This window comes from Pseudomonas germanica (assembly GCF_019614655.1).
Classification (GTDB): Bacteria; Pseudomonadota; Gammaproteobacteria; order Pseudomonadales; family Pseudomonadaceae; genus Aquipseudomonas; species Aquipseudomonas neuropathica.
Genome location: NZ_CP071586.1, coordinates 4,426,300 through 4,450,410 on the forward strand (window position 1 = coordinate 4,426,300; position 24,111 = coordinate 4,450,410).

Sequence of the window (24,111 nt, forward strand, 5' to 3'; positions counted from 1 at the left end):
GTGGGAGCTGGCTTGCCAGCGATTGAAGCGACTCGGTTCAGGAGAAAGCGCGATCTAGAAATCGCGCTTGTAGAAAATATCCAGCGAACTGGCCACGCCACTGGCCGCTTCGACATAAACCTTCTTGCTCAGCTTATAGCGCAGCGCAATGGTGCTGGCCGGTTCAAACACGCCAACGCCATAACGCAAACTGAGCTTCTCGGTAATATTGCCGCTGGCCACCACACTGGTGGCATCGCCGCTGCCTGCCGTGTCGAGCTGGAAGTCCTGAATACCCAGATCCTTGGCCAGGCTGCTGGTGACCCCGGAGCTGCCCATCAGACCCAGACCCAATGCCGCTTGCGCGAGCATGTTGTTGTCTTCGCCGTTGGTGCTCAGCGGACGACCGAGGACCAGATAGGACAACGCCTGCTCCTGGCTCATCGCCGGCTCGGAGAAGATCTGTGTGGTCGGCTGCTCGGCGCTGCCACTGAGGCGAATACCGGCGATCACGTCGTCGGTCTGGCGGATCGCTTCGATGTCCAGATACGGCTGATCGAGGGGGCCGGCGAACAACAGACGCGCACGACGCACTTGCAGGCGCTGGCCGTAGGCACTGTAGCGGCCGTCGTTGAGCCACAGTTCGCCACGGGTGTCCATGTTGTCGCCGATGTGCACATGGCCTTTCACGTTGGCAGTCAGGCCAAATCCAGCGAAGGCCAGTTTGTCTTCGCCGACCACCACGTCGATGTCCATTTTCATCGCCATCGGCGGTTTGCCCTCTTCGGTCTGCGCGCCGACGATGATCGTGTCATCGGAGACTTTCACCGTTGATGGCGGCAATTCGCGCACGGTGATTTCGCCTTTGGGCACCTGCACTTTGCCAGCGATTTTCAGCTCGTCGCCGGCCATGGACATCTTCAGGTCCGGCGCCACTTCGAGCTTGGCATAGGGCTCGACGGTGACCGGCAATTGCGTGCCTTTGAGCGCCAGATCGACCATCAGTGCCTGACCCCAGGCGATGTTACCGTTCAAGCTGCCCTGCCCGCTCTTGCCACTTTTCCAGCCGCCGTCGAGGCGTACCGATTCGCCGGCAATCAGCGCGGTGAGTTGCAGGTTCTGCAGCTCCATCGGCAACTCGGCGCCGGACACTTCGCCGTCGCTGAGTTGCACGGTGCCGTTGACCAGCGGCGCGAGCAATCCACCGGAAATCGTGCCGCTGCCATTCAGGCGCCCGGTGAGTTTTTCAACCATCGGCACAAACGGCCGCGCCACCGACAAGTCCAGCCCGGAGAGACGGAACGAGCCGCTCAACGGTTTGTTTTTCGGCAGTGGATTGAGCTGCGCTTGCACCAGCAACTCGCCGAGTTTACCGCCGACGAAGTTGAGTTCAGTGTCGACGCGCTTCGGTGTGAGTTTGCTAGTGAGTTTCAGGGTCTGGTACGGGAAGTCCAGCCACTGATCCTTTTCCTTCATGCGCAAGGTGCCGCCGCTGGCGTCGATGCTGACCACGCCGTTCGGGCCGCTGGCCGGCAGATCCAGTTGCAGATCGGCATTGAGCTTACCCTTCCAGGCGAAATCTTTTGGCAGCCATTGCGCGAGGCTTTCGATCGGGAACTGCTTGAGGTGGTAGCGCAGTTTCGGCTCCGGCATCAGGCGTTGATCTTCACCGCACAGGCTGGCGTCGCCGGACATCCAGCAATGAGCGCCAAAGTTGATTTTACCGTCTGCCAGACGTTCGAGCTTGGCCGGGCTTTGCAGTTTCCAGTCCTGGCCACCCGCCTGAATATCGCCACTGGCCAGACGACCACGCCAGTTGCCCTTGTCCAGATTGCCATCCAGACCGAGGGCTAGTTTCAGCTTCGGCCCGATCAGGTCGAGGTTGAGTTTCTGGTTCTTGATGTCGCCTTGGGCGCTGGCGGTCAACACACCCAGATTGGTGTCGCCGGCCTGAATGCCGCTGCCCTTCAGATCGATCTTTGCCCGCTGCGCACTGTCGAGGGTGGCGTCGAGGTTGATGCTTTGCAGGCGATTGTCCTGGAAGGCCAGTTGCGAACCTTGCAGGTCGAGTTTGCCCTGCGGTGCTTTCAACGTGCCGGCGACATTGACCTGCCCGTTGACCTGCCCGCGCAGTTGCGGCCAGAGCTGAGCCAGACGCGACAGCTTGATATCAATCTGCCCGGTGAGTTTCTGTTGCAGACTGCCCTTGCCGCTGATGCTGTTGTCGCCGAGACGGATTTGCAGGGCATTCAGATTCCACTGTTCGCCAGCGCCATCAGCCTTGGCCTGGAGGATCGCCGGTTGCCCACGCAATTTGCCTTTCAAGTCGAGGTCGGCGGTGAGGCTCAGGCGTTCGTTTTTCATTTCGCCTTGGCTTTTCAGCGGTCCAGCTAACGTGCCCGGCAATTCGGCGACCCAGTACGCCGGGTTGAGCGCCGACAGTTCCAGCGCGGTGTCCCAGGCGATACCGTCGGCGAACTGCACATTCACATGGCCTTCAGCCTTGCCCTGCCCGGCTTCCATTTTCAGTTGCGGCAAGGCGACCTGTTTCAGGCTGCCGCTGAACGGACTGCTCAGGGTAAACGCGCCGGCCGGACCATCCAGAGCGGCGGCGAAGTTGCCGAGGTATTGACCATCGGTGTAGGAGACTTCGCCCGTGAAGGTGCGCAAAGCGACCTCAGGTTCGTCGATTTCGTTGTAGAGCCGATGCCACGGAAAGTCCTGCCAGTTGATTTTGGCTTGGGCGCTGAGGCCTTTACTCCAGTCGACGCTACCGGTGAGTTTCAGGCTTTGTTTGTCGTTGGCTGTCAGATCAAGGCCGGCGATCTGCGCGCCGCTGGCGTCGACCTTGCCTTGAAGCAGCAGCGCCACCGGGCCTTTATCGGCGGGTAGCGTGGCGTTGCCGTTGAGCTGGTAGCCGTTTTTCAGGTCGCCTTCACCCGTCAACAGCAATTGATTGAGTTGCAGGGTGTCGGGCAGGTCAGCGCTCGGTTTGAACGCGTCGCTGGTGATGCGCACTTTGGCTGGCAGATTTTCCGCCAGCGGTTGCAACTCGCCGCTCAACTGGCCATCAAGGTAACCACGGCTGTCGGCGTGCAGATTGAGGGTTTTCAACAGGTCGCCGTCGATCTTCAACGCCAGCGTCCAAGGCCCCGTGCCCGGCGACGGCAATGTCAGGTCACCGGCGATGTTCAGCGGCCAGTTGCCGGTCGGCGTGAGTGTGCCGGACAGGTTGAGGCTGAGCTCGTCGCGCTGCAATTTCACGCTGTCGATCTGCATGCCCTGGGCGGTCCAGTGCGCCGCCAGTTGCAAACCCTTGAGCTGCTCGCTGCCGTTGAATAACAGGCTGCCAACCTGCACGTCGCCCAGTTCGATGGCCACCGGCAATTGCAGATCCGGCAGTTTGATCGGGCCGCTTTCGGTAGTTTCTTCGCTCGGCGGGAATTGCAGAATGACCTGATCTGCCTTGAGCTGTTCGATGCACAGAGTCATGCGCGTCAGGCACAGCGGCGACCAGGCGAAGATTGCCTGGTTCAGTTCGACGCGACTGCTGTCCTGCTGCCACAACAGATGATCGGCGCTCCATTGCCCGCCAAGGCGCCCCTGGAAATTCTCGACGCTGAGCCCCGGCACAAGGCCCAGTACCCAACGGCTGCCAGCCGCCGTGCCGAGTACGGCGGTGACGCTCAATACAATCAACAACACCAGCGCCAGCAGCGTCAGCGCCGTAATTTTCAAACCACGCTTCACAGCTCAGGCCCCATGGAAAAGTGCAGCCGGATGCCGCCATCGTCGTCGAGTGCGTGGGCCAGGTCGAGGCGGATCGGCCCCACCGGCGAGACCCAGCGCACACCAATGCCGACCCCGGTCTTGAGGTTCGGCAGTTCGAGTTTATTGAAGGAGTTGCCTTGGTCGACGAAGGTCGCCACGCGCCATTTTTCGGCGATCGAGTATTGATACTCGACGCTGCCAGCGACCATGTAACGGCCGCCGATTCGGTCGCCATCGGAGTTTTTCGGCGACAGACTCTGATAGTCGTAACCGCGCACGCTCTGATCGCCACCGGCAAAGAAGCGCAGCGACGGCGGCACCGAGTTGTAGCCGTTGGTGGCGCTACCGCCGACCTGCACGCGACCGAGCAAGCGATGTTTGTCGAACACCGTGGTCAGGCCTTTGACCAGCGCGGTGCCATACAGAAGGTTGTTGTCCGAGCCGAGGCCTTCCTTCGCCACTTTGCTTTCGAAGCTCAGGCGATAGCCGTTGTGCGGGTCGATGCGGTTGTCGCTTTTCAGATACGAGTAACTGATGCCGGGCATCAGCAAGGTGCTCAGGCCGGAGTCATCGCCGAGTTCATATTCTTCACGCTGCCATTTCAGCGAGATCACCCGCTGCCAGCCGCTCGGCAATTTGCTGTGCCATTCCGGGCCGAAGGTCAGCAGCTTGCTGAGCGTGTCGGAACCGTCGATGTCTTCGAACTGATAACCGCCGGCCCAACGCAGTTTGTCGGTCAGCGGCGGGTCAAGCGGGATGTCGTAGAACAGCCCGACGTTTTGCCGTGGCGCCGACAGCTCGGCTTCCCAGCCATAGCTGTCGCCTTGCGGGTTGACCCAATGGCGCGTCCAGTTGGCTTTGATGCGCGGGCCGACGTCGGTCGAATAACCGAGGCCCAGGCCCATGGTCCGTGGCTTGCGCGTGTCGAGTTTGACGTCGACCGGGATCACGTCATTTTTCGCGGTCGTCGGTGCGGCATCGACGCGCACGCCTTCGAAATAGCCGCTCGATTGCAGGTCGCGATTGAGTTCGGCGATCAGCTCGGAGTCGTACGGCTCACCCTCCTTGAACGGCACCATGCGTTGCAGCAGGTCTTCGTCGAACGGCGTGTCGCCTTCGAATTTGACCTTGCCCAGCGCATAACGCGGGCCGCTGTCGTAGATCAGTTCGATGTCGGCCACCCCGGCGCGCGGGTCGACCATAAGTTTTTGACGGGTGAAATGGCCACTGAAAAAACCGAAGCGCGAGGCCTGATTCTGAATAAGTCTTTTGGCGTCTTCATAACGCCCATGGTTGAGCACCGCACCGGACTTGAGCGCGTCGCTTTTCGGTACACGAAAGGATTTGAGGGAGGCAGCCGGGCCGTCGACACGAATGGTGACGTTGCGCAGGTGAATAGGCTCGCCGGGATCGATGTTCAACACCAGGCGCGGCTTGTCGCCGCCCTTGACGTCACTTTCAATCTGCGGCTGGTAGTAGCCCAACGCCTGAGCCGCTTTGCGCGCCTGCTCTTCGGCACCGCGACTGAAGCGCTGCAGGGCTTCTTCGTCACGATCGCCGAGGCTGCCGATATAGCCTTCTATATTGGCCTTGAGTTCATCGTTGGACGGTTTGATCCGCACATCCAATTCACTTTGCGCCAGCGCCGTGCAGCTGGTTAACAGCAGGAGCACGCCACTGGTAAATCTTCCTGGAAACTTCATAGGCGCGGATGCTATCACGGGCTTGGGAGCGTGATAGAACAGGAAATTTCCCAAGAAGTTCGATTGTCATGCTGTTGCAGTTTGTAACACCTGCGGATTGGCGTGGAAAAATACGTGTTCGCGCACCGGGCCGACGGCAACTTCGCCGATCTCTTCGTAACCCTGCCTTTTATAGAATTCCAGATATCGTGGGTTGCCAGTGTCGAGCACTACGCCTTGCGAGGTTTCGTCAACGGCGCACCAGTTGTGTACGGCGGTCAGCAATTGTTCGCCGAAGTGTTTGCCCTGGAACTGCGGGTGAATGCCCAACAAGGGAAGCATGTGCACGGAATCGCTGGGCACACACGCGGCGACGGCGTCGTGGTATTCCAGATAGCGTCGGGTGCAACGAAAACCGGTGCTGAGCACCATGCGCAGGCGCCACGCCCAACTCTCGGTGATGCCCAAACGCCGTTGCGGTGGCGCGATCAGGGCGATGCCGATCAGGCGGTCGTTGACCAACAGGCCGATGGCGGGCAGGTCCTGCAGAAAGTGTTGTTTGACCAGTTCACGCACCGTCGCCCGCACCCGTTGCTCGTAGCCGGGGCGCTCGGCTTCGAACAGGTAGCCGAAGGTCGGTTCGTGGCGATAGGCCTGATAAAGCAGCGAGCGGGCTTCGCGGGAATAACCGCGGTCGAGCATATGTATGTCGGCGATGGCGGTCTGGGTTTCAGGCATGACGGTGAATCTCCCCGGGGCGCGTGCAAATGGCGGCGCTCTTGTTGGTACGAACCTTGTGGTGGTGACACAGTTCCCCACAGGTATAGACCAACTCGGGATCTTCATCGACCGGTGGGGCCTCATCGCTGGCAAGCCAGCTCCCACAGGTTTCTCTGGTGTACATGAATGTTATGAACGACGCCGACATTGTGGGAGCTGGCTTGCCAGCGATGGGGCCCTCCGGGACAACACATGTCCCACAGGCCAAAATGATTTCTCCCACACTGGCCCATCTCCCCCATGTCAGCTAGCATCGCCCTTTTGCCAGGACTGCCGACCATGAAGATCGTTTCCTTCAACATCAACGGACTGCGTGCCCGTCCGCATCAGCTGGCAGCGCTGATCGAAAAACACCAGCCGGACGTGATCGGCCTGCAGGAAACCAAGGTCCACGACGACCAGTTCCCGCTCGAAGAAGTCCGCGCCCTCGGCTACCACGTGTATTTCCACGGCCAGAAAGGCCATTACGGTGTGGCGATGCTCTCGCGCAAGGAGCCGATCGCCATCCACAAAGGTTTCGCCACCGACGAAGAAGACGCTCAGCGTCGCTTTATCTGGGGCACGTTCGCCGACGCCAATGGCGTACCGGTGACCATCATGAACGGCTATTTCCCTCAGGGTGAAAGCCGCGACCACCCAACCAAATTCCCCGCCAAGCAGCGTTTCTACAGCGATCTGCAAGCGCTACTGGAAAGCCAGTTCCACAACGAGCAGCCGCTGGTGGTGATGGGCGATGTGAATATTTCCCCGGAAGACTGCGACATCGGCATCGGCCCGGACAACATGAAGCGCTGGCTGAAAACCGGTAAATGCAGCTTCCTGCCGGAAGAGCGCGAGTGGATGGCACGCCTGAAAAATTGGGGTTTAACCGACAGCTATCGCCACTTGAACCCGGATGTGACCGACATGTTCAGTTGGTTCGACTACCGCAGCCGTGGATTTGAGGATGAGCCGAAGCGCGGGCTGCGCATCGATGTGATTCTGGCGTCCCATGGTTTGTTGCCGCGGGTGAAGGCAGCAGGTGTCGACTATGAATTGCGCGGGATGGAAAAACCGTCCGATCATGCGCCGATCTGGCTTGAACTCAGCTGATCTCAGCCAAGATCAAAAGATCGCAGCCTTCGGCAGCTCCTACATTTGGAATGCGTTCCCCCTGTAGGAGCTGCCGAAGGCTGCGATCTTTTGATCTGTCATCTTTTGGTCATGCGCCTGACTTAATCTCCCCGGCAATCCCCTTGGCTTGATTCGGTGCCGGCATGACCCTGCGTGTTCTGTGCGTGTTTCTCTTGAGTGCGTGGCTGACGGTTTCTGCCGCCGCCCTGCCCCTTCCTGAAAACGGCCCCGCGCTGCGCATTCAAGGTTCCAACACCATCGGCGCCGAACTCGGCCCCGCACTCGTTGAGGGCCTGCTGCAAGAGCAAGGCCTGCTGAAAATCCACCGCGAAACCCCGGACACCGCCAACGAACTACGCATCGTCGGCCAGACCAGCGAAGGTAAACGCGTGGTCGTTGAAGTCGCCGCCCACGGTTCCAGCACCGGTTTCACCGCGTTGAAAAATGCCAGCGCCGACCTCGCCGCGTCTTCCCGCGAGATCAAGGACAGTGAGTTACAGACCCTGCAATCACTGGGCGACCTGAAAAGCCCCGCCGCTGAACAAGTCATCGCCATCGACGGCCTGGCGATCATCCTTCATCCCGACAATCCCCTCCAACAACTGGACACTGAGCAACTGGCGCGGATCTTCGCCGGCGATGTGAAAACATGGGAAGACCTCGGCGGGCGTGGTGGTGCTATTCATTTATATGCGCGCGATGATCAGTCCGGCACTTACGACACGTTTAAGGAGTTGGTCCTGAGTCGTCGTGGGAAAAGTCTGAGCAACGCGGCGAAAAGGTTTGAGTCCAGCGAACAGTTGTCCGACGCGGTGAGTAGCGATCCGCAAGGCATCGGTTTCATCGGTTTGCCCTACGTGCGTCAGGCCAAAGCCGTGGCCATTGCTGATGGCGCATCGCAGTCGATGCTGCCGCTCAACAGCCTGATCGCTACCGAAGACTATCCACTGTCGCGGCGGTTGTTCTTCTATCTACCGCCCGAAAGCAACAATCCTTGGGCGAAAGCCTTGGTGACGTTTGCGCAGAGCCGTCAGGGCCAGGCGATTGTCGCGGCAAACGGTTTTATCAGCCAGACCGTGCACGCCATGAGCGTCGCACCGAACGCGTTGATGCCCGAGGGTTATCAATCCCTCAGCCGTCACGCCCAGCGTCTGACGGTGAATTTCCGTTTTGAAGAAGGCAGCGCGAGTCTGGATAACAAGGCGCGGCAGGATCTGGCGCGGGTGATCGACTATATAAAGCGGCGTGACAAAACCGAACGCGCGGTGACCTTGGTCGGCTTTGGTGATGCCAAGGATGATCCGGCGCGGGCCGATTTGCTTTCGAAGCTACGGGCAATGGCGGTGCGGCGGGAATTGGTGAAGAACGGCGTGGTGTTGCGCGAGGTTCGCGGGTTTGGCGCGTTGATGCCGGTGGCGGCGAACAATGCGGATGAGGGAAGGATCAAGAATCGGCGGGTTGAGGTTTGGGTGTATTGATATCACCAGATCGTTCCCACGCTCCGCGTGGTAACGCCACCATGGACGCTCCGCGTCCACTGTGACGCAGAGCGTCACGGGATGCATTCCCACGCAGAGCGTGGGAATGATCAGGTGGATCAGCGTTCGCTACGCAACATTTCCTTCGGCACATACTTGCCGATCTCGAACTTGCCGATCGCCGCACGGTGCACTTCGTCCGGGCCGTCGGCCAGGCGCAGGGTGCGTTGCATGGCGTACATGTAGGCCAGCGGGAAATCGTTCGATACCCCGGCCCCACCATGCATCTGAATCGCTCGGTCGATCACCCGCAGTGCAACGTTCGGCGCAACGACTTTGATCTGCGCGATCTCGCTTTTCGCCACTTTGTTACCGACGGTGTCCATCATGTACGCCGCCTTCAGCGTCAGCAGACGTGCCATGTCGATTTCCATTCGCGAGTCGGCGATCTTGTCGACGTTACCGCCCAGACGCGCCAGCGGTTTGCCGAATGCAGTGCGGCTTACCGCACGTTTGCACATCAATTCCAGAGCCCGTTCAGCCATGCCGATCGAGCGCATGCAGTGGTGAATCCGGCCTGGGCCAAGGCGACCTTGCGCAATTTCAAAGCCGCGGCCTTCACCGAGCAAAACGTTTTCGAACGGCACACGCACGTTGTCGAACAGCACTTCGGCGTGGCCGTGCGGAGCGTCGTCGTAGCCAAACACCGGCAACGGACGGACGATTTTCACCCCGGGGGTGTCGACCGGCACGAGGATCATCGAGTGCTGCGCATGGCGCGGCGCATCGGGATTGCTCAGGCCCATGAAGATCAGGATCTTGCAGCGCGGGTCGCAGGCGCCGGAGGTCCACCATTTTTTGCCGTTGATCACCCACTCGTCACCATCACGCACGGCGCGGGCAGCCATGTTGGTCGCGTCCGAAGAGGCAACGTCCGGTTCGGTCATGGCGAATGCCGAGCGGATTTCACCGCGCAACAGCGGTTCGAGCCAGCGCTGTTTCTGTTCTTCGTTGGCGTAGCGCACCAGCACTTCCATGTTGCCGGTGTCCGGTGCCGAGCAGTTGAACGGTTCCGGCCCGAGCAGCGAACGGCCCATGATTTCCGCCAATGGTGCGTATTCGAGGTTGGTCAGGCCGGCACCGAGTTCCGACTCAGGCAGAAACAAATTCCACAGACCCTCGGCCTTGGCCTTGGCTTTGAGCTCTTCCATGATCGCCGTCGGCTGCCAGCGATCGCCTTCGGCAACCTGGCGTTCGAACACCGCCTCGGCCGGGTAAACGTAAGTGTCCATGAACGCGGTCACGCGCTCACGCAGTTCTTGCACCTTGGGCGAATAAGCGAAATCCATGATCAATTACCTTCTTGGGCAGAGGTTGTTTAAGTCATGCAATCGATGCTAGAACAGCGCTGATAATTTACCTAGCCTATTCTCGGCGTGTATAAACATTCATCACCGATATATGATCGGCTGATTACCAGCCCCTAAATCACCGCCCTTAATAACAAGAGAAGCCGCGTTATGAATCTGAGTAAGGTCGACCTCAACCTTTTCATCGTCTTCGACGCGATCTATACCGAAGCCAACCTGACCCGCGCCGGGCAGATTGTCGGTATCACCCAGCCGGCGGTGTCCAACGCCTTGGCGCGGTTGCGCGAAACCTTCAACGATCCGCTGTTCGTGCGCACGGCTCAGGGCATGGTGCCGACGCCGATGGCGCAGAACATCATCGGCCCGGTGCGCAACGCTTTGTCGCTGCTGCGTGTGTCGGTTCAGGAAAGCCGCATTTTCAACCCGGCGCAGGCGGTCAAGACCTACCGCATCAGCATGACCGACCTCACCGAAGCGGTAATTCTGCCGCCGCTGTTCCAGCGCCTGCGCCGTCTGGCGCCGACCGTGATTATCGAAAGCTTTCTGTCCAAGCGCCGCGAGACCACCAAGGAACTGGCCGCCGGGCGTCTGGATTTCGCCGTGGATGCGCCGCTCAACACCGACCCGCAGGTGCGCCACGTCAAGCTGATGGAAGACCGTTACGTCTGTGCGATGCGCAAGGGGCATCCGATGGCAGGCAAGGAAAAGCTCTCGCTGGATGATTACCTGTCGCTGACCCATATCCATATTTCCAGCCGTCGCAGTGGTCTGGGTTATGTCGATCTGGCGCTGGGCAAAATGGGCATTCAGCGCAAAATTGCCCTGCGCTCGCAGCACTATCTGATGGCGTCGCAAGTGATGCAGCAGACCGACATGGTCATGACGGTGCCGGAGCGCTTTGCCCGTCGGCATGAACTGCAGGCGTTTAATCTGCCGGTGAATGATGTGCCGCCAGTGGAGACGCATCTGTATTGGCATGAAAGCACTGACCAGGATCCGGCGAATCGCTGGATGCGCGAGCAGATGATCGAGTTGTGCCAGCAGGTGACGGCGCAGGAGAAGAAGCTGGATAAGGTGTAGGGCTTTTTACCGCGGCGCTGCCATCGCGAGCAGGCTCACTCCTACAATTGGTTGCATCTCTTCAGATGAAACACGGTCAACTGTAGGAGTGAGCCTGCTCGCGATGAGGCCAGCATGAACACCACAGATCATCCTTCTTGACGTAAACGTCAACCTGCCATTAGCTTAGCGCCAAGACCTTTTTCCGAGCGCTTCCATGAGCAGCCAGACTTACAGCATCTCCGACCTCGCCCGCGAGCTGGACATCACCACCCGGGCGATCCGCTTTTACGAAGAGCAAGGCCTGCTCAGCCCTGAGCGCCGTGGCCAAGAACGTATCTATTCGCCACGCGACAAGGTCAGCCTGAAGCTGATCCTGCGCGGCAAGCGCATCGGTTTCTCGCTGGCCGAATGCCGTGAACTGATAGAGCTTTACGACCCTTCCAGCGGTAACACCAAACAACTCAACAGCATGCTGGCGAAAATCAGCGAGCGCCGGGAACAATTGGAGCAGCAGTTGCTCGACATTGAGCAGATGAAGCTGGAGCTCGATACCGCCGAAGAGCGCTGCGTGCAGGCACTGGAGCAGACGCTGAAGAGCCAGCAGGCCATTCAGTAACAACCCCATTCCCTGTGGGAGCGAGCCTGCTCGCGAATGCAATTTGTCATTCGACATCTATGGTGATTGACCCGGCGCATTCGCGAGCAGGCTCGCTCCCACAGGGGGATATCCGCAGACTTCAGATAACTACAACAGGTCAACCGTCATGTCCCTCCCCTCCCAAGTACGCCTGATCGAAGTCGGCCCGCGCGATGGCCTACAGAATGAAGCCCAACCGATCAGCGTGGCCGACAAGGTGCAACTGGTCGATGCACTCAGCGCTGCCGGCCTTGGCTATATAGAAGTCGGAAGTTTCGTTTCACCGAAATGGGTCCCGCAGATGGCGGGTTCGGCCGAAGTGTTTGCACAGATCCAGCGCAAGCCGGGCGTGACCTACGGCGCACTGGCGCCGAACCTGCGTGGCTTCGAAGATGCCATCGCCGCAGGGGTCAAGGAAGTCGCCGTGTTCGCGGCCGCGTCTGAGGCGTTCTCGCAGCGCAACATCAACTGCTCGATCAGCGAAAGCCTGGCGCGCTTCGCACCGATCATGGAAGCGGCGCAACAGCACGGCGTTACCGTGCGCGGTTACGTGTCCTGCGTGCTCGGTTGCCCGTACGAAGGCACGGTCGCGCCGGAACAAGTGGCGATGGTCGCGCGCGAGCTGTATGCGATGGGCTGCTACGAAGTTTCGCTGGGCGACACCATTGGCACCGGCACCGCTGGCGCGACTCGCCGTCTGTTCGAAGTGGTTTCAGCGCAAGTGCCACGAGAAAAACTGGCCGGGCATTTCCACGACACCTACGGCCAGGCCATGGCCAATATCTATGCCAGCCTGCTCGAGGGCATCTCGGTGTTCGACAGCTCTATCGCGGGCCTCGGCGGCTGCCCGTACGCCAAAGGCGCGAGCGGTAACGTTGCTACCGAAGACGTGGTGTACCTGCTCAACGGCTTGGGTATCGAGACCGGTATCGACCTGGACGCCTTGATTGCTGCGGGTCAGCAGATCAGCGCGGTGCTCGGCCGCCCGAGCGGTTCGCGCGTGGCCAAGGCTCGTAGCGCGCAGTGAGGGGGAAGGTGTTACCGCTGTGTCCGGAATGTGGGTTCAAGCGAGTAACACGGAAACAAATTGTCTGGTTTCGTCGGAGTGAAAAATCTCTGAAATTTTCAAACTATTGATTTATAAGGATTTTTAAAAGTTGGCACGGCTTCTGCTATCTCTATGGCATAACAAGAATAAAAAGCAGCAAACCAATAAAAATAAGACGTACCGACTCTGACATAACAAAAACAACACGGCAGAGACGCAGCTAACAGATTTTTTTGGAGAAGGTGTGCTTTTCAGGGTGCTCTCAGGAGTGACCCGCAACCGGGCAGAGAACAATAAAACTACCTTCAGGTAGCTCCCGAATCGGTTGGATCGCTTAGCGAGAAAGTAGATCAGCGCTCAAAAAAATACGTTTGCTCTTGACCCCGGATGGGGGTCGCCAAAAACAGCGGTAAAGGGCCACGGTTGCCAAAAACAACAACAGACCGACCCTCAATAATAAAAAAGAGCACGCGACGACAAAATTAAAGGGGAGCTTCGGCTCCCCTTTGTGCTTTCTGTGATTTGTGTTTTCACCGCAAATCCATGTGGGAGCTGGCTTGCCAGCGATGGCGTCAGGTCAGCCAGCATCAATATTGAATGATCCACCGCAATCGCTGGCAAGCCAGCTCCCACAGGGGTGGTGGTTAACGCTCGATTGTTTTCAGTTCTTCGATACTGATCTCACGCATCCTGAATTTCTGGATCTTGCCCGTCACCGTCATCGGAAACTCTTCAACGAACTTGAAATGCCGTGGCGTCTTGAAATGCGCGATACGCTCCTTGCACCAGGTTTGCAGCTCCAGCTCCGAGGCGCTGTGGCCGGGGTGGAATTTGATCCAGGCAACAATCTCCTCACCGTAACGCGAGCACGGAATGCCGATCACCTGCACATCCGCCACGGCCGGATGGGTGAAGAAAAACTCCTCAAGCTCACGCGGGTAAATATTCTCGCCGCCACGAATGATCATGTCCTTGTTGCGCCCGGCAATGTTGACGTAGCCCTCCTCGTTCATGCTCGCCAGGTCGCCGGTGTGCATCCAGCCCGCGTCATCGATGGCTTCGGCGGTGGCTTGCGGATTGTTCCAGTAACCGAGCATCACGCTGTAGCCACGGGTGCACAGTTCGCCGATGGTGCCGCGCGTCACGAGGTTGCCGGCTTCGTCGATGATCTTGCTCTCCAGCTGTGGCTGGGTGCGGCCGACGGTGGTCACGCGCAATTCCAGCTCATCGGTCGGGCCGGTTTGCAGCGACACCGGGCTGGTTTCGGTCATGCCGTAAGCGATCTGCACTTCGCTCATGTGCATCTCGCTGATCACCCGACGCATCACTTCGATCGGGCACGTCGCGCCCGCCATGATTCCGGTGCGCAGGCTCGACAGATCGAATTCGCCGCGTTGCGGCTGGTCGAGCATGGCGATGAACATGGTCGGTACGCCATAAAGACCGGTGGCTTTTTCTTCGGCGACGGTTTGCAGGGTCAGCAACGGATCGAAGGCATCGCTGGGGTAAATCATCGTGCTGCCGTGGGTGATGCAGCCAAGATTGCCCATGACCATGCCGAAGCAGTGGTAGAGCGGCACCGGGATCACCAGACGATCGCGCGGGGTCAGGCCGATGCTTTCACCGACCATGTAGCCGTTATTGAGGATGTTGTAGTGGCTGAGGGTTGCGCCTTTGGGGAAACCGGTAGTGCCGGAGGTGTACTGGATGTTCACCGGTTGATCAAAGTGCAGGCTGTCGCTGCGTTCGCGCAGTTGATCGGGAGAGATGCTGGTGGCCAGATCGGCCAGTTGCGACCACGGCAGAAAACCTGACGGTGGTTGCGCGTCAAGGCTGATTACCCCACGCAGTGCGGGGAGGCGTTCGCTGCGCCATTGGCCGATGGGTTGCTCGGCCAGTTCCGGCACCAACCCTTGCAACATGGCGTGGTAGTTGGAGGACTTGAACGCCCCGGCGCAGACCAGCCATTGGCAGCCGGATTGCTTGAGCACGTATTCGAGTTCGGAGCTGCGATAGGCCGGGTTGATGTTGACCAGGATCACGCCGATTTTTGCCGTAGCAACTTGGGTGACGCACCACTGCGCGCAGTTCGGCGCCCAGATACCGAGGCGATCGCCGGCCTGCAAACCCAGGGCGAGCAGCGCTCTGGCGTGCAGGTCCACCGCATCGGCCAGTTGTCGCCAGGAGTAACGCAGCTGCTGATGGCGCACGACGAGCGCTTCGCCGTCAGGGTATTGCGCGGCGGTGTGATCGAACTTCTGCCCGATGGTCATCGCCAGCAAGGCTTTGTCCTGAGATCCACGGGTATAGCTGCGCTGCGGGTTTGCACTGGGTTGATCCATGACGACCCCTATTGTCTTTATTTATGGGTTGCCGACGGTCACTTGTAGGAGTGAGCCTGCTCGCGATCTCGATCCTACTGTCAACATTTACGTCGACTGACACGACGCCATCGCGAGCAGGCTCACTCCTACAAAAACCAATCAGCTTTCAATCTTGAACTGCCCTTACTCTCGCTCAAGTTGACGTTAACGTAAAGGGTGATTGACAGCCATCCATCGCAGGCTTACGTTAACGTAAAGGTGAGAGCTGAGTGACCGCCCTCCCCACCCTACAAAAAAGCCAAAAGGTGACCCATGAGCTATCCATCCCTGAACTTCGCCCTCGGTGAAACCATCGACATGTTGCGCGATCAGGTTCAGTCCTTTGTCGCTAAAGAGATCGCCCCGCGCGCGGCGCAGATCGACAGCGACAACCTGTTCCCCGCCGACATGTGGCGCAAATTCGGTGACATGGGCCTGCTCGGCATCACCGTGCCGGAAGAGTACGGCGGCGCTGGCCTGGGTTACCTGGCGCATGTGGTGGCGATGGAAGAAATCAGCCGTGGTTCGGCCTCTGTAGCGCTGTCCTACGGTGCGCACTCCAACCTTTGCGTCAACCAGATCAACCGCAACGGCAACCACGAACAAAAAACCCAATACCTGCCGAAGCTGATCAGCGGCGAACACGTCGGCGCCCTCGCCATGAGCGAGCCGAATGCCGGTTCCGACGTGGTCTCGATGAAACTGCGCGCCGACAAACGCGGCGACCGCTTCGTCCTCAACGGCAGCAAAACCTGGATCACCAACGGCCCTGACGCCAACACCTACGTGATCTACGCCAAGACCGATCTGGAAAAAGGCCCACACGGCATCACCGCGTTCATCGTCGAACGCGACTGGAAAGGCTTCAGCCGCAGCAATAAATTCGACAAGCTCGGCATGCGCGGCTCCAACACCTGCGAGCTGTTCTTCGATGACGTCGAAGTGCCGGAAGAAAACATTCTCGGCGTACTCAACGGCGGCGTGAAAGTGTTGATGAGCGGCCTCGATTACGAGCGCGTCGTGCTGTCCGGCGGCCCGACCGGGATCATGCAGTCGTGCATGGACCTGATCGTGCCGTACATCCACGACCGCAAGCAGTTCGGCCAGAGCATCGGCGAATTCCAGCTGATCCAGGGCAAAGTCGCCGACATGTACACCCAACTTAACGCCAGCCGCGCCTATCTCTATGCAGTCGCTCAGGCCTGCGAACGTGGCGAGACCACCCGCAAGGACGCCGCTGGCGTGATCCTCTACACCGCCGAACGCGCCACGCAAATGGCCCTCGACGCGATCCAGATTCTCGGCGGTAACGGTTACATCAACGAATTCCCGGCGGGCCGCTTGCTGCGTGACGCCAAGCTGTACGAAATCGGCGCCGGCACCAGTGAGATCCGTCGCATGCTGATCGGCCGCGAACTGTTCAACGAAACCCGCTAACGGAGCTGACCATGGCTACCCTGCACACTCAGCTCAACCCCCGCTCGCCGGAGTTCGCCGCCAACAGCGCGGCGATGCTCAAACAGGTCGACGCCCTGCACACCCTGCTCGCCCAAGTGGCGCAGGGCGGCGGCGCGAAAGCCCAGGAACGCCACACCTCACGCGGCAAACTGCTGCCGCGTGAGCGCATCAACCGCTTGCTTGATCCGGGTTCGCCATTTCTGGAGATCAGCCAACTGGCCGCCCACGCTGTGTATGGCGAAGACGTGCCGGCCGCTGGTGTGATTGCCGGGATCGGCCGGGTTGAAGGCGTCGAATGCATGATCGTCGCCAACGATGCGACGGTGAAGGGCGGTTCGTACTACCCGCTGACCGTGAAAAAACATCTACGCGCACAAACCATCGCGCAACAGAATCGTCTGCCGTGTATCTATCTGGTCGATTCGGGCGGCGCCAATCTGCCGCGTCAGGACGAAGTGTTTCCGGATCGTGAGCACTTCGGGCGGATCTTCTTCAACCAGGCCAACATGAGCGCGATGGGCATTCCGCAGATCGCCGTGGTCATGGGCTCGTGCACTGCCGGCGGCGCCTATGTGCCGGCGATGGCGGACGAAGCGATCATGGTGCGCAATCAGGCGACGATTTTCCTCGCCGGCCCGCCACTGGTGAAGGCCGCGACCGGTGAAGTGGTCAGCGCCGAAGACTTGGGCGGTGCCGATGTGCACTGCAAGATTTCCGGGGTCGCCGACCATTACGCCGAGAGCGACGAACACGCCCTCGCCCTCGCCCGCCGCAGCGTTGCCAACCTTAACTGGCGCAAACTCGGTGACGTGCAGCAACGCGCGCCGATTGCGCCGCTGTACGCCAGCGATGAGTTGTACGGCGTGGTCTCGGCTGACGCCAAGCAGCCGTTCGACGTGCGCGAAGTGATTGCGCGACTGGTCGACGGTTCGGTGTTCGATGAATTCAAGGCTTTGTTCGGCACCACGCTGGTGTGTGGCTTTGCGCATCTGCACGGTTACCCGATCGCGATTCTGGCGAACAACGGCATCCTTTTCGCCGAAGCCGCGCAGAAAGGCGCGCACTTCATCGAACTGGCCTGCCAGCGCGGCATTCCGCTGCTTTTTTTGCAGAACATCACCGGCTTCATGGTCGGCCAGAAATACGAGGCCGGCGGCATCGCCAAGCACGGCGCAAAACTGGTGACAGCGGTGGCGTGCGCCAAGGTGCCGAAATTTACTGTGATCATCGGTGGCAGCTTCGGCGCCGGTAACTACGGCATGTGCGGTCGCGCTTACGACCCGCGCTTCTTGTGGATGTGGCCGAACGCGCGCATTGGCGTAATGGGCGCCGAACAGGCCGCCGGCGTACTGGTGCAGGTCAAGCGCGAACAGGCCGAGCGCAGCGGCCAGGCCTTCAGTGCCGAGCAGGAAGCCGAGATCAAGCAACCGATCCTCGACCAGTACGAAGAACAGGGTCACCCCTACTATTCCAGTGCCCGGCTGTGGGACGACGGCGTCATCGACCCGGCGCAGACCCGCGATGTGCTGGCCCTGGCCTTGTCCGCGTCGCTGAACGCGCCAATCGAACCGAGCCGCTTCGGCGTGTTCCGGATGTGATTTTTTGTGGGAGCGAGCCTGCTCGCGAATACGCTTTGTCAGGTAGTGGAAATGTCGACTGATACAACGCGTTCGCGAGCAAGCTCGCTCCCACAGGAACCGTGGAGACGGATGAACATGAGCGATTTCAACACCCTCGAACTGCAAAGCGACCCACGGGGTTTCGCGACGCTGTGGCTTAACCGCGCGGAAAAGAACAACGCCTTCAATGCCGAGATGATCCGCGAGCTGATCCTCGCGCTGGACAAAGTCGCCAGCGACGCCAGCCTGCGTTTCCTGCTGGTGCGTGGTCGTGGCAAGCACTTCAGTGCCGGCGCTGATCTGGCGTGGATGCAGCAATCGGCCGAGCTCGATTACCACACCAATCTCGACGACGCTCGCGAATTGGCGGAGCTGATGTACAACCTCGCCAAGCTGAAGATCCCCACAGTGGCCGTGGTGCAAGGCGCGGCGTTCGGTGGCGCGCTGGGGCTGATCAGTTGCTGTGACATGGCGATTGGCGCCGATGACGCGCAGTTCTGCCTGTCGGAAGTGCGCATCGGTCTGGCGCCGGCGGTGATCAGTCCGTTCGTGGTGCAGGCCATCGGCGAACGCGCTGCGCGTCGATATGCCCTGACCGCCGAGCGTTTCGGCGGACAACGTGCACGGGAAATCGGTTTGTTGTCCGAGAGCTATCCTGCTGCCGAACTTGATCAGCAAGTCGAACAGTGGATCAACAATTTACTGCTCAACAGCCCCGCCGCCATGCGCGCCAGCAAGGATCTGTTGCGTGAAGTCGGTAACGGCGCGCTGACCCCGGCGCTGCGCCGCTACACCGAAAATGCCATCGCCCGTATCCGCGTCAGCCCTGAAGGTCAGGAAGGCTTGCGCGCCTTTCTGCAAAAACGTCCGCCGAGCTGGCAAGCCGCAACCACCACCAAGGAGCCGCGTTGATGAGCGTACCTGTTCTCACCACCCTGCTGGTGGCCAACCGTGGCGAAATCGCCTGCCGCGTGATGCGCACTGCCAAAGCCTTGGGCCTGACCACGGTTGCCGTGCACAGCGCCACCGACCGTGAGGCGAGGCACAGCCGGAAAGCGGATATTCGCGTGGACCTGGGCGGCAGCAAAGCCGCCGACAGTTATCTGCAGATCGACAAGCTGATCGCAGCGGCCAAGGCCAGTGGCGCGCAGGCGATTCATCCGGGTTACGGGTTTCTCTCGGAAAACGCCGGGTTCGCTCGTGCCATCGAAGCGGCCGGGCTGATTTTCCTCGGCCCGCCCGCCTCGGCCATCGATGCCATGGGCAGCAAATCCGCCGCCAAAGCACTGATGGAAACCGCCGGTGTGCCACTGGTGCCGGGTTATCACGGCGAAGCGCAGGATCTCGACACCTTCCGCGATGCCTGCGAACGCATCGGTTATCCAGTGCTGCTCAAAGCCACGGCCGGCGGTGGTGGCAAAGGCATGAAAGTGGTCGAGGACGTCAGCCAGTTGGCCGAAGCCCTCGCCTCGGCTCAGCGTGAAGCGCAGTCGTCGTTCGGCGATTCGCGCATGCTGGTGGAGAAATACCTGCTCAAGCCACGTCATGTGGAAATCCAGGTGTTCGCCGATCAGCATGGCAACTGCCTGTACCTCAATGAACGGGATTGCTCGATTCAACGCCGCCATCAGAAAGTCGTCGAAGAAGCGCCGGCACCCGGTCTGTCCACGCAACTGCGGCGGGCGATGGGTGAAGCAGCGGTGCGTTCGGCACAGGCGATCGGTTACGTCGGCGCCGGTACGGTGGAGTTCCTGCTGGATGCGCGCGGTGAATTCTTCTTTATGGAGATGAACACGCGGTTGCAGGTCGAGCACCCGGTGACGGAAGCGATTACCGGTCTTGATCTGGTCGCCTGGCAAATCCGCGTTGCCCGTGGTGAAGCACTGCCGATCACTCAGGAACAAGTGCCGTTGAACGGCCATGCGATTGAAGTTCGCTTGTACGCCGAGGATCCTGCAAATGACTTCCTGCCGGCGACCGGACGTCTGGCGTTGTATCGCGAATCGGCCGAAGGGCCAGGGCGCCGGGTGGATAGCGGGGTTGAAGAAGGTGATGAAATTTCGCCGTTCTACGACCCGATGCTCGGCAAGCTGATTGCCTGGGGCGAGGATCGCGAACAGGCTCGGTTGCGCTTGTTGAGCATGCTCGACGAGTTTGCGATTGGCGGTTTGAAAACCAACATCAACTTCTTGCGGCGGATCATTGCGCACCCGGCGTTCGCGGCGGCGGAACTGGATACCGGGTTTATTCCGCGTTACCAGGAGCAATTGCTGCCTGCACCGGGCACGCTGAGCGATGCGTTCTGGGCGGCGGCGGCTCAAGCGGTGGCGCAGAGCCTGCCACAACTCGCACGCCAGGATGACCCTGCTTCGCCTTGGTCACTCAATAGCGGTTTGCGTGCGGGGCTGCCGCCGGAAATCACCCTGCATTTGAGTTGCGAGGGGCAGGATCGCGCCTTGACGCTGAATGCTGCCGACCACGCCAGACTGTTCGGCGAAGCACTTATCGTCGAGCACGAGGGCGTTCGTCGTACGTTGCGTGCGATTCGCCAGGACGATGCGTTGTACCTGCAATGGGAAGGCGAGTTGCGCCGTATCGAGACGTACGATCCGATCAGCGCCGTCGAAGCCCGCCACAGCCATCAGGGCGGCCTGACCGCGCCGATGAACGGCAGCATTGTCCGTGTGCTGGTCGAGGCCGGGCAATCGGTTGAGGCCGGTGCGCAACTGGTGGTGCTGGAAGCGATGAAGATGGAACACAGCATCCGTGCGCCGCATGCCGGGGTGATCAAAGCGCTGTATTGCCAGGAAGGTGAAATGGTTGGCGAAGGCAGCGCTTTGGTTGAGCTGGAAGAAGTATGAACGGGAGGATCGATCCTACGCCTGGCGAGGATCGATCTGACTAGTAACGCGCCGTTGCCTGCACCACAACACCGATGATTCGACACTCATCGGTCAGCAGGGCTTTCGGCCACGTCGGATTGAGCGGCACCAGGTAACGCTGGCCGCCCTCTTCGTCGAGTTTGCGAAAAATCGCCTCCGTACTGTCGGGCCACTGGGCGATCACCAGTTTACCGGGCAGCGCTTCGGCGGCCGGGTCGACCAGAATCAGCATGCCTTCGGCAATGCTCTGGCCACTCGGTGCGGTCATTGAATCTCCCGTCACCGTCAACCAGAACGCCGGGCCGCGCGCGTGGTAATCCGTCAGCTCGAAGCGCTGTTTGCCGGACGCCTTGCCGTAGGACGCCGGATCGCTTTCACGCACTTCGCACGTCGTCTGCCAATCGCTGACCGGGTAACGGAAGTACGGGTTGTACTTCTGCGCCAGCGGCATCTCGTCTTCGGACGTGGGTTGCGGTTCACGGATCACCAGCACCACTTCGAGGAAATCCATGCCCAGCGCTTGCAGCACCCGGTTCATTTCAGTGATACCGGGTTCGCGACGCTTGTTCAGCCAATGGCCGATCCCGCCTTGGGACATGCCGACGCGCTCTCCGAGCTCTGTTTGAGTGATTTTGAGTTCACTCATCTTGGCCTTGACCAACTCAATCCATTTATCCATGTGCAGCACCTTACGTGGACGCCTTCGGCCAGCAAAACACATATTGTAGTATTTAAATTCTCGTCACAACTACACAGAGTACTATTCTGAAGGCACGGATTTTCAATCGACCAAGGAGTGCCCCCTCATCATGAATATCAGCAGCAAAGACTTGCCCGATCTGCAAATGGACACCACCTTCACCTCGCCCCAAAGCAATGCGGCGGCGCAACGCGCGCTGGACTATTACTTGAAACCAGCTGTGTCAGAACCTGAGGTCGACGAGCGTTTTTTCGATGTCAGGCGCCATCTCAGTGGCGAGGAAGCCCTGGTGCATGCCTCGGACCTGTTGCGCTGCGCAGCAGCCACGGCGTTCAAGGCAGCCGAAAACCTGCAAGGCGCGAGTCGCGATCTGGCATTTTCAGTGGTGCATATGGTGGATATGGCGCGGGCGATGGTCGACCATTCACTCGATGGCGATGAAGCCTGAGAAACGGAAGTGCAGGCGGACGGGAAAGAATTTTCCAATCGCGCAGGTAAAAACATTTGACTTGCAAATGATAATGATTATTATTGCAAGCAGCTGGTCGCGAGATCAGTCGATGGACCAGAGACCTTAGGTCGGTCTTCTGGACTATCTCCTCATCAGGCTAATCACGGTTTTTGACCCGGCTTTTTGCCGGGTCTTTTTTTTGCCCGTTTTTCAGGCTTATGGCTTCAGGCTAATGAAGTCTTTAGGTGCTGCAAATTCGATGGCGCGGATAATATCAAAAGAATATTGGTTGGCAAGCGAAGCCCGGCCACATTGGGGCAAACTAATGCCAATTAGCACTTGAGAATCAATCGCACAGTCTCTAAGCTGCTTGCGCGTCATGGAGGACGCCCCCCGCCACACACCGCAATTCCCCTCGGTTTCAGCCCTGCCTGCGTGTACAGTAACGGCCATAAAAATCATATTCAGGAATCGATTATGACCGTGGCCAAATCTTCGTTCGACATCAGTGCCAACTTCGACAGCGGCAACATCCAAGTCATCGACATCAGCAATCCGCTCAATCCGGTTCTGGCCATTCGTCCGGATACTCGCAGCGCGCATTTCCAGTGGTTTCACTTCAAGGCCAGCGGCCTGCATGTTCATCAGGAACACTGGTTTCGCCTGGTCAACGCCAGCCAGTCCTCCTATAACAAAGCCTGGACCGGCTATCAGGCAGTCGCCTCCTACGACCACGTCAACTGGTTCCGCATTCCAACCAGTTTTGAAGGTGACAGCCTGCGTTTTTGCCTTGAGGCGGAGCAAACCCATGCATGGTTTGCGTATTTCGAACCCTACAGCCGTGGCCGTCACGACTGGCTGATCGATCAGGCCCTGAGCAAGGCCGGCACCGAACTGCTGGCCACCGGCAAGAGCGTCGAAGGTCGCGATATTCAACTGCTGCGCAAAGGCACCGGCGCCGAAGGCCAGCGCAAAATCTGGATCATTGCTCAACAGCATCCGGGTGAGCACATGGCCGAGTGGTTCATGGAAGGCGTCATCGAACGCCTGGAAAGACACGACGATCCCGTGCTGAACAAACTGCTGGCCAGCGCTGATTTGTACCTGGTGCCGAACATGAATCCGGACGGTGCCTTCCACGGTCACCTGCGCACCAATGCGATGGGCCAGGACTTGAACCGCGCTTGGCAGAACGCCAGTCAGGACGTCAGCCCCGAGGTACTTTTCGTACAGCAGCAAATGGAAAAGTATGGCGTCGATCTGTTCCTCGACGTACATGGCGACGAAGAAATTCCCCACGTATTCACTGCCGGTTGCGAAGGCAATCCGGGCTTCACGCCGCGCATCGAGAAGCTCGAAGAACACTTCCGCAGCCACCTGAAACACACCACCAAAGACTTCCAGACCAAGTACGGCTACACCCGCGACGAACCGGGCCAAGCCAACATGACCCTGGCGTGCAACAGCGTCGGACAGAAATACGACTGCCTGTCACTGACCCTGGAAATGCCGTTCAAGGATCACGACGACCATCCCGACAAGGTAACCGGCTGGTCGGGCAAACGCTCCAAACAGTTGGGCAAAGACGTGCTGACCACCATCGCCGACATGGTTGATACCTTGCGCTGATCCCCTCCTCCGTCCCTCAAAAGATCGCAGCTTGTCTGCGATCTTTTGCTTTCTGCCATTCGTACTTTCGTGCAAACAGGTTGCAAAAT

18 protein-coding genes are annotated in these 24,111 nt (G+C 59.4%); 11 read left to right on the top strand and 7 right to left on the bottom strand.

What is annotated here, in order from left to right:
* Nucleotides 1–54 precede the first annotated feature (54 nt).
* The 3 genes from J0G10_RS19450 to J0G10_RS19460 form a co-directional block, all read right to left on the bottom strand.
* A complete protein-coding gene (locus tag J0G10_RS19450) occupies nucleotides 55–3,729 on the bottom strand; it encodes a translocation/assembly module TamB domain-containing protein (RefSeq protein WP_220556501.1) in 3,675 nt (1,224 codons plus the stop codon).
* Nucleotides 3,726–5,453 carry an autotransporter assembly complex protein TamA gene (locus J0G10_RS19455; protein ID WP_220556502.1) on the bottom strand — a complete coding sequence of 576 codons (1,728 nt, stop codon included), beginning with the start codon at nucleotides 5,451–5,453 and terminating at the stop codon, nucleotides 3,726–3,728. The genes J0G10_RS19450 and J0G10_RS19455 overlap by 4 nt, the downstream gene beginning before the upstream one ends.
* A gap of 66 nt (nucleotides 5,454–5,519) precedes the next feature.
* Nucleotides 5,520–6,170 carry a GNAT family N-acetyltransferase gene (locus J0G10_RS19460; RefSeq protein ID WP_007912451.1) on the bottom strand — a complete coding sequence of 217 codons (651 nt, stop codon included), beginning with the start codon at nucleotides 6,168–6,170 and terminating at the stop codon, nucleotides 5,520–5,522.
* 321 nt (nucleotides 6,171–6,491) lie between these two features.
* Here J0G10_RS19460 and xthA point away from each other — a divergent pair, with 321 nt between their 5' ends.
* Both xthA and J0G10_RS19470 read left to right on the top strand, forming a co-directional pair.
* Complete coding sequence (gene xthA / locus J0G10_RS19465; protein WP_064389273.1) at nucleotides 6,492–7,304, top strand: exodeoxyribonuclease III; 813 nt, start codon at nucleotides 6,492–6,494, stop codon at nucleotides 7,302–7,304.
* 164 nt (nucleotides 7,305–7,468) lie between these two features.
* A complete protein-coding gene (locus J0G10_RS19470) occupies nucleotides 7,469–8,803 on the top strand; it encodes a substrate-binding domain-containing protein (protein WP_220556503.1) in 1,335 nt (444 codons plus the stop codon).
* 119 nt (nucleotides 8,804–8,922) lie between these two features.
* Here the strand turns inward: J0G10_RS19470 and J0G10_RS19475 are convergent, their stop codons facing one another.
* On the bottom strand, nucleotides 8,923–10,152 hold the full coding sequence (locus J0G10_RS19475; protein ID WP_095050781.1) for an acyl-CoA dehydrogenase: 1,230 nt from the start codon (nucleotides 10,150–10,152) through the stop codon (nucleotides 8,923–8,925).
* Nucleotides 10,153–10,323: 171 nt separating this feature from the next.
* Here J0G10_RS19475 and J0G10_RS19480 point away from each other — a divergent pair, with 171 nt between their 5' ends.
* From J0G10_RS19480 to J0G10_RS19490, 3 genes are all read left to right on the top strand, one after another.
* On the top strand, nucleotides 10,324–11,253 hold the full coding sequence (locus J0G10_RS19480; protein ID WP_016986544.1) for a LysR family transcriptional regulator: 930 nt from the start codon (nucleotides 10,324–10,326) through the stop codon (nucleotides 11,251–11,253).
* A gap of 196 nt (nucleotides 11,254–11,449) precedes the next feature.
* Nucleotides 11,450–11,851, top strand: coding sequence for a MerR family transcriptional regulator (locus J0G10_RS19485; RefSeq protein ID WP_038362702.1), 402 nt, complete (start codon nucleotides 11,450–11,452; stop codon nucleotides 11,849–11,851).
* Nucleotides 11,852–11,999: 148 nt separating this feature from the next.
* Nucleotides 12,000–12,899 (top strand): hydroxymethylglutaryl-CoA lyase, encoded by a 900-nt coding sequence (locus J0G10_RS19490; protein ID WP_123376218.1) that lies wholly within the window; start codon nucleotides 12,000–12,002, stop codon nucleotides 12,897–12,899.
* A 665-nt stretch (nucleotides 12,900–13,564) separates the two neighbouring features.
* On the opposite strand, the gene J0G10_RS19495 is transcribed toward J0G10_RS19490, so the two are convergent.
* Nucleotides 13,565–15,262 carry an AMP-binding protein gene (locus J0G10_RS19495; RefSeq protein WP_220556504.1) on the bottom strand — a complete coding sequence of 566 codons (1,698 nt, stop codon included), beginning with the start codon at nucleotides 15,260–15,262 and terminating at the stop codon, nucleotides 13,565–13,567.
* 294 nt (nucleotides 15,263–15,556) lie between these two features.
* On the opposite strand from J0G10_RS19495, the gene J0G10_RS19500 reads away from it, so the two are divergent.
* From J0G10_RS19500 to J0G10_RS19515, 4 genes are all read left to right on the top strand, one after another.
* Entirely contained in the window at nucleotides 15,557–16,720 is a 1,164-nt protein-coding gene (locus tag J0G10_RS19500) for an isovaleryl-CoA dehydrogenase (protein ID WP_095050784.1), read from the top strand.
* 11 nt (nucleotides 16,721–16,731) lie between these two features.
* Nucleotides 16,732–18,339 carry a carboxyl transferase domain-containing protein gene (locus J0G10_RS19505; RefSeq protein ID WP_220556505.1) on the top strand — a complete coding sequence of 536 codons (1,608 nt, stop codon included), beginning with the start codon at nucleotides 16,732–16,734 and terminating at the stop codon, nucleotides 18,337–18,339.
* Between the two features lie 117 nt (nucleotides 18,340–18,456).
* Nucleotides 18,457–19,272, top strand: coding sequence for a gamma-carboxygeranoyl-CoA hydratase (locus J0G10_RS19510; RefSeq protein ID WP_099756674.1), 816 nt, complete (start codon nucleotides 18,457–18,459; stop codon nucleotides 19,270–19,272).
* The gene (locus tag J0G10_RS19515) at nucleotides 19,272–21,221 is read left to right on the top strand and encodes an acetyl/propionyl/methylcrotonyl-CoA carboxylase subunit alpha (RefSeq protein ID WP_220556506.1); all 1,950 of its coding nucleotides are present in this window, start codon (nucleotides 19,272–19,274) and stop codon (nucleotides 21,219–21,221) included. The genes J0G10_RS19510 and J0G10_RS19515 overlap by 1 nt, the downstream gene beginning before the upstream one ends.
* 40 nt (nucleotides 21,222–21,261) lie before the next feature.
* Here J0G10_RS19515 and J0G10_RS19520 read toward each other — a convergent pair whose 3' ends face one another.
* The gene (locus tag J0G10_RS19520) at nucleotides 21,262–21,921 is read right to left on the bottom strand and encodes a LexA family protein (protein ID WP_095050787.1); all 660 of its coding nucleotides are present in this window, start codon (nucleotides 21,919–21,921) and stop codon (nucleotides 21,262–21,264) included.
* Between the two features lie 130 nt (nucleotides 21,922–22,051).
* On the opposite strand from J0G10_RS19520, the gene J0G10_RS19525 reads away from it, so the two are divergent.
* Complete coding sequence (locus tag J0G10_RS19525) at nucleotides 22,052–22,390, top strand: DUF6124 family protein (RefSeq protein ID WP_220556507.1); 339 nt, start codon at nucleotides 22,052–22,054, stop codon at nucleotides 22,388–22,390.
* Between the two features lie 219 nt (nucleotides 22,391–22,609).
* On the opposite strand, the gene J0G10_RS19530 is transcribed toward J0G10_RS19525, so the two are convergent.
* A complete protein-coding gene (locus tag J0G10_RS19530; RefSeq protein ID WP_156685516.1) occupies nucleotides 22,610–22,774 on the bottom strand; it encodes a hypothetical protein in 165 nt (54 codons plus the stop codon).
* 96 nt (nucleotides 22,775–22,870) lie between these two features.
* Here J0G10_RS19530 and J0G10_RS19535 point away from each other — a divergent pair, with 96 nt between their 5' ends.
* Complete coding sequence (locus tag J0G10_RS19535) at nucleotides 22,871–24,022, top strand: M14 family metallopeptidase (protein WP_220556508.1); 1,152 nt, start codon at nucleotides 22,871–22,873, stop codon at nucleotides 24,020–24,022.
* The last annotated feature ends 89 nt before the right edge of the window (nucleotides 24,023–24,111 follow it).

Bases quoted from the DNA above. Each gene is read 5' to 3' on its own strand.
- J0G10_RS19490 (WP_123376218.1), top strand. From the start codon at position 12,000: ATGTCCCTCCCCTCCCAAGTACGCCTGATCGAAGTCGGCCCGCGCGAT.
- J0G10_RS19500 (WP_095050784.1), top strand. From the start codon at position 15,557: ATGAGCTATCCATCCCTGAACTTCGCCCTCGGTGAAACCATCGACATG.
- J0G10_RS19460 (WP_007912451.1), bottom strand. From the start codon at position 6,170: ATGCCTGAAACCCAGACCGCCATCGCCGACATACATATGCTCGACCGC.
- J0G10_RS19535 (WP_220556508.1), top strand. From the start codon at position 22,871: ATGACCGTGGCCAAATCTTCGTTCGACATCAGTGCCAACTTCGACAGC.
- J0G10_RS19510 (WP_099756674.1), top strand. From the start codon at position 18,457: ATGAGCGATTTCAACACCCTCGAACTGCAAAGCGACCCACGGGGTTTC.
- xthA (WP_064389273.1), top strand. From the start codon at position 6,492: ATGAAGATCGTTTCCTTCAACATCAACGGACTGCGTGCCCGTCCGCAT.
- J0G10_RS19520 (WP_095050787.1), bottom strand. From the start codon at position 21,921: ATGGATAAATGGATTGAGTTGGTCAAGGCCAAGATGAGTGAACTCAAA.
- J0G10_RS19525 (WP_220556507.1), top strand. From the start codon at position 22,052: ATGAATATCAGCAGCAAAGACTTGCCCGATCTGCAAATGGACACCACC.
- J0G10_RS19485 (WP_038362702.1), top strand. From the start codon at position 11,450: ATGAGCAGCCAGACTTACAGCATCTCCGACCTCGCCCGCGAGCTGGAC.
- J0G10_RS19530 (WP_156685516.1), bottom strand. From the start codon at position 22,774: ATGACGCGCAAGCAGCTTAGAGACTGTGCGATTGATTCTCAAGTGCTA.
- J0G10_RS19515 (WP_220556506.1), top strand. From the start codon at position 19,272: ATGAGCGTACCTGTTCTCACCACCCTGCTGGTGGCCAACCGTGGCGAA.
- J0G10_RS19470 (WP_220556503.1), top strand. From the start codon at position 7,469: ATGACCCTGCGTGTTCTGTGCGTGTTTCTCTTGAGTGCGTGGCTGACG.
- J0G10_RS19495 (WP_220556504.1), bottom strand. From the start codon at position 15,262: ATGGATCAACCCAGTGCAAACCCGCAGCGCAGCTATACCCGTGGATCT.
- J0G10_RS19505 (WP_220556505.1), top strand. From the start codon at position 16,732: ATGGCTACCCTGCACACTCAGCTCAACCCCCGCTCGCCGGAGTTCGCC.
- J0G10_RS19475 (WP_095050781.1), bottom strand. From the start codon at position 10,152: ATGGATTTCGCTTATTCGCCCAAGGTGCAAGAACTGCGTGAGCGCGTG.
- J0G10_RS19455 (WP_220556502.1), bottom strand. From the start codon at position 5,453: ATGAAGTTTCCAGGAAGATTTACCAGTGGCGTGCTCCTGCTGTTAACC.
- J0G10_RS19480 (WP_016986544.1), top strand. From the start codon at position 10,324: ATGAATCTGAGTAAGGTCGACCTCAACCTTTTCATCGTCTTCGACGCG.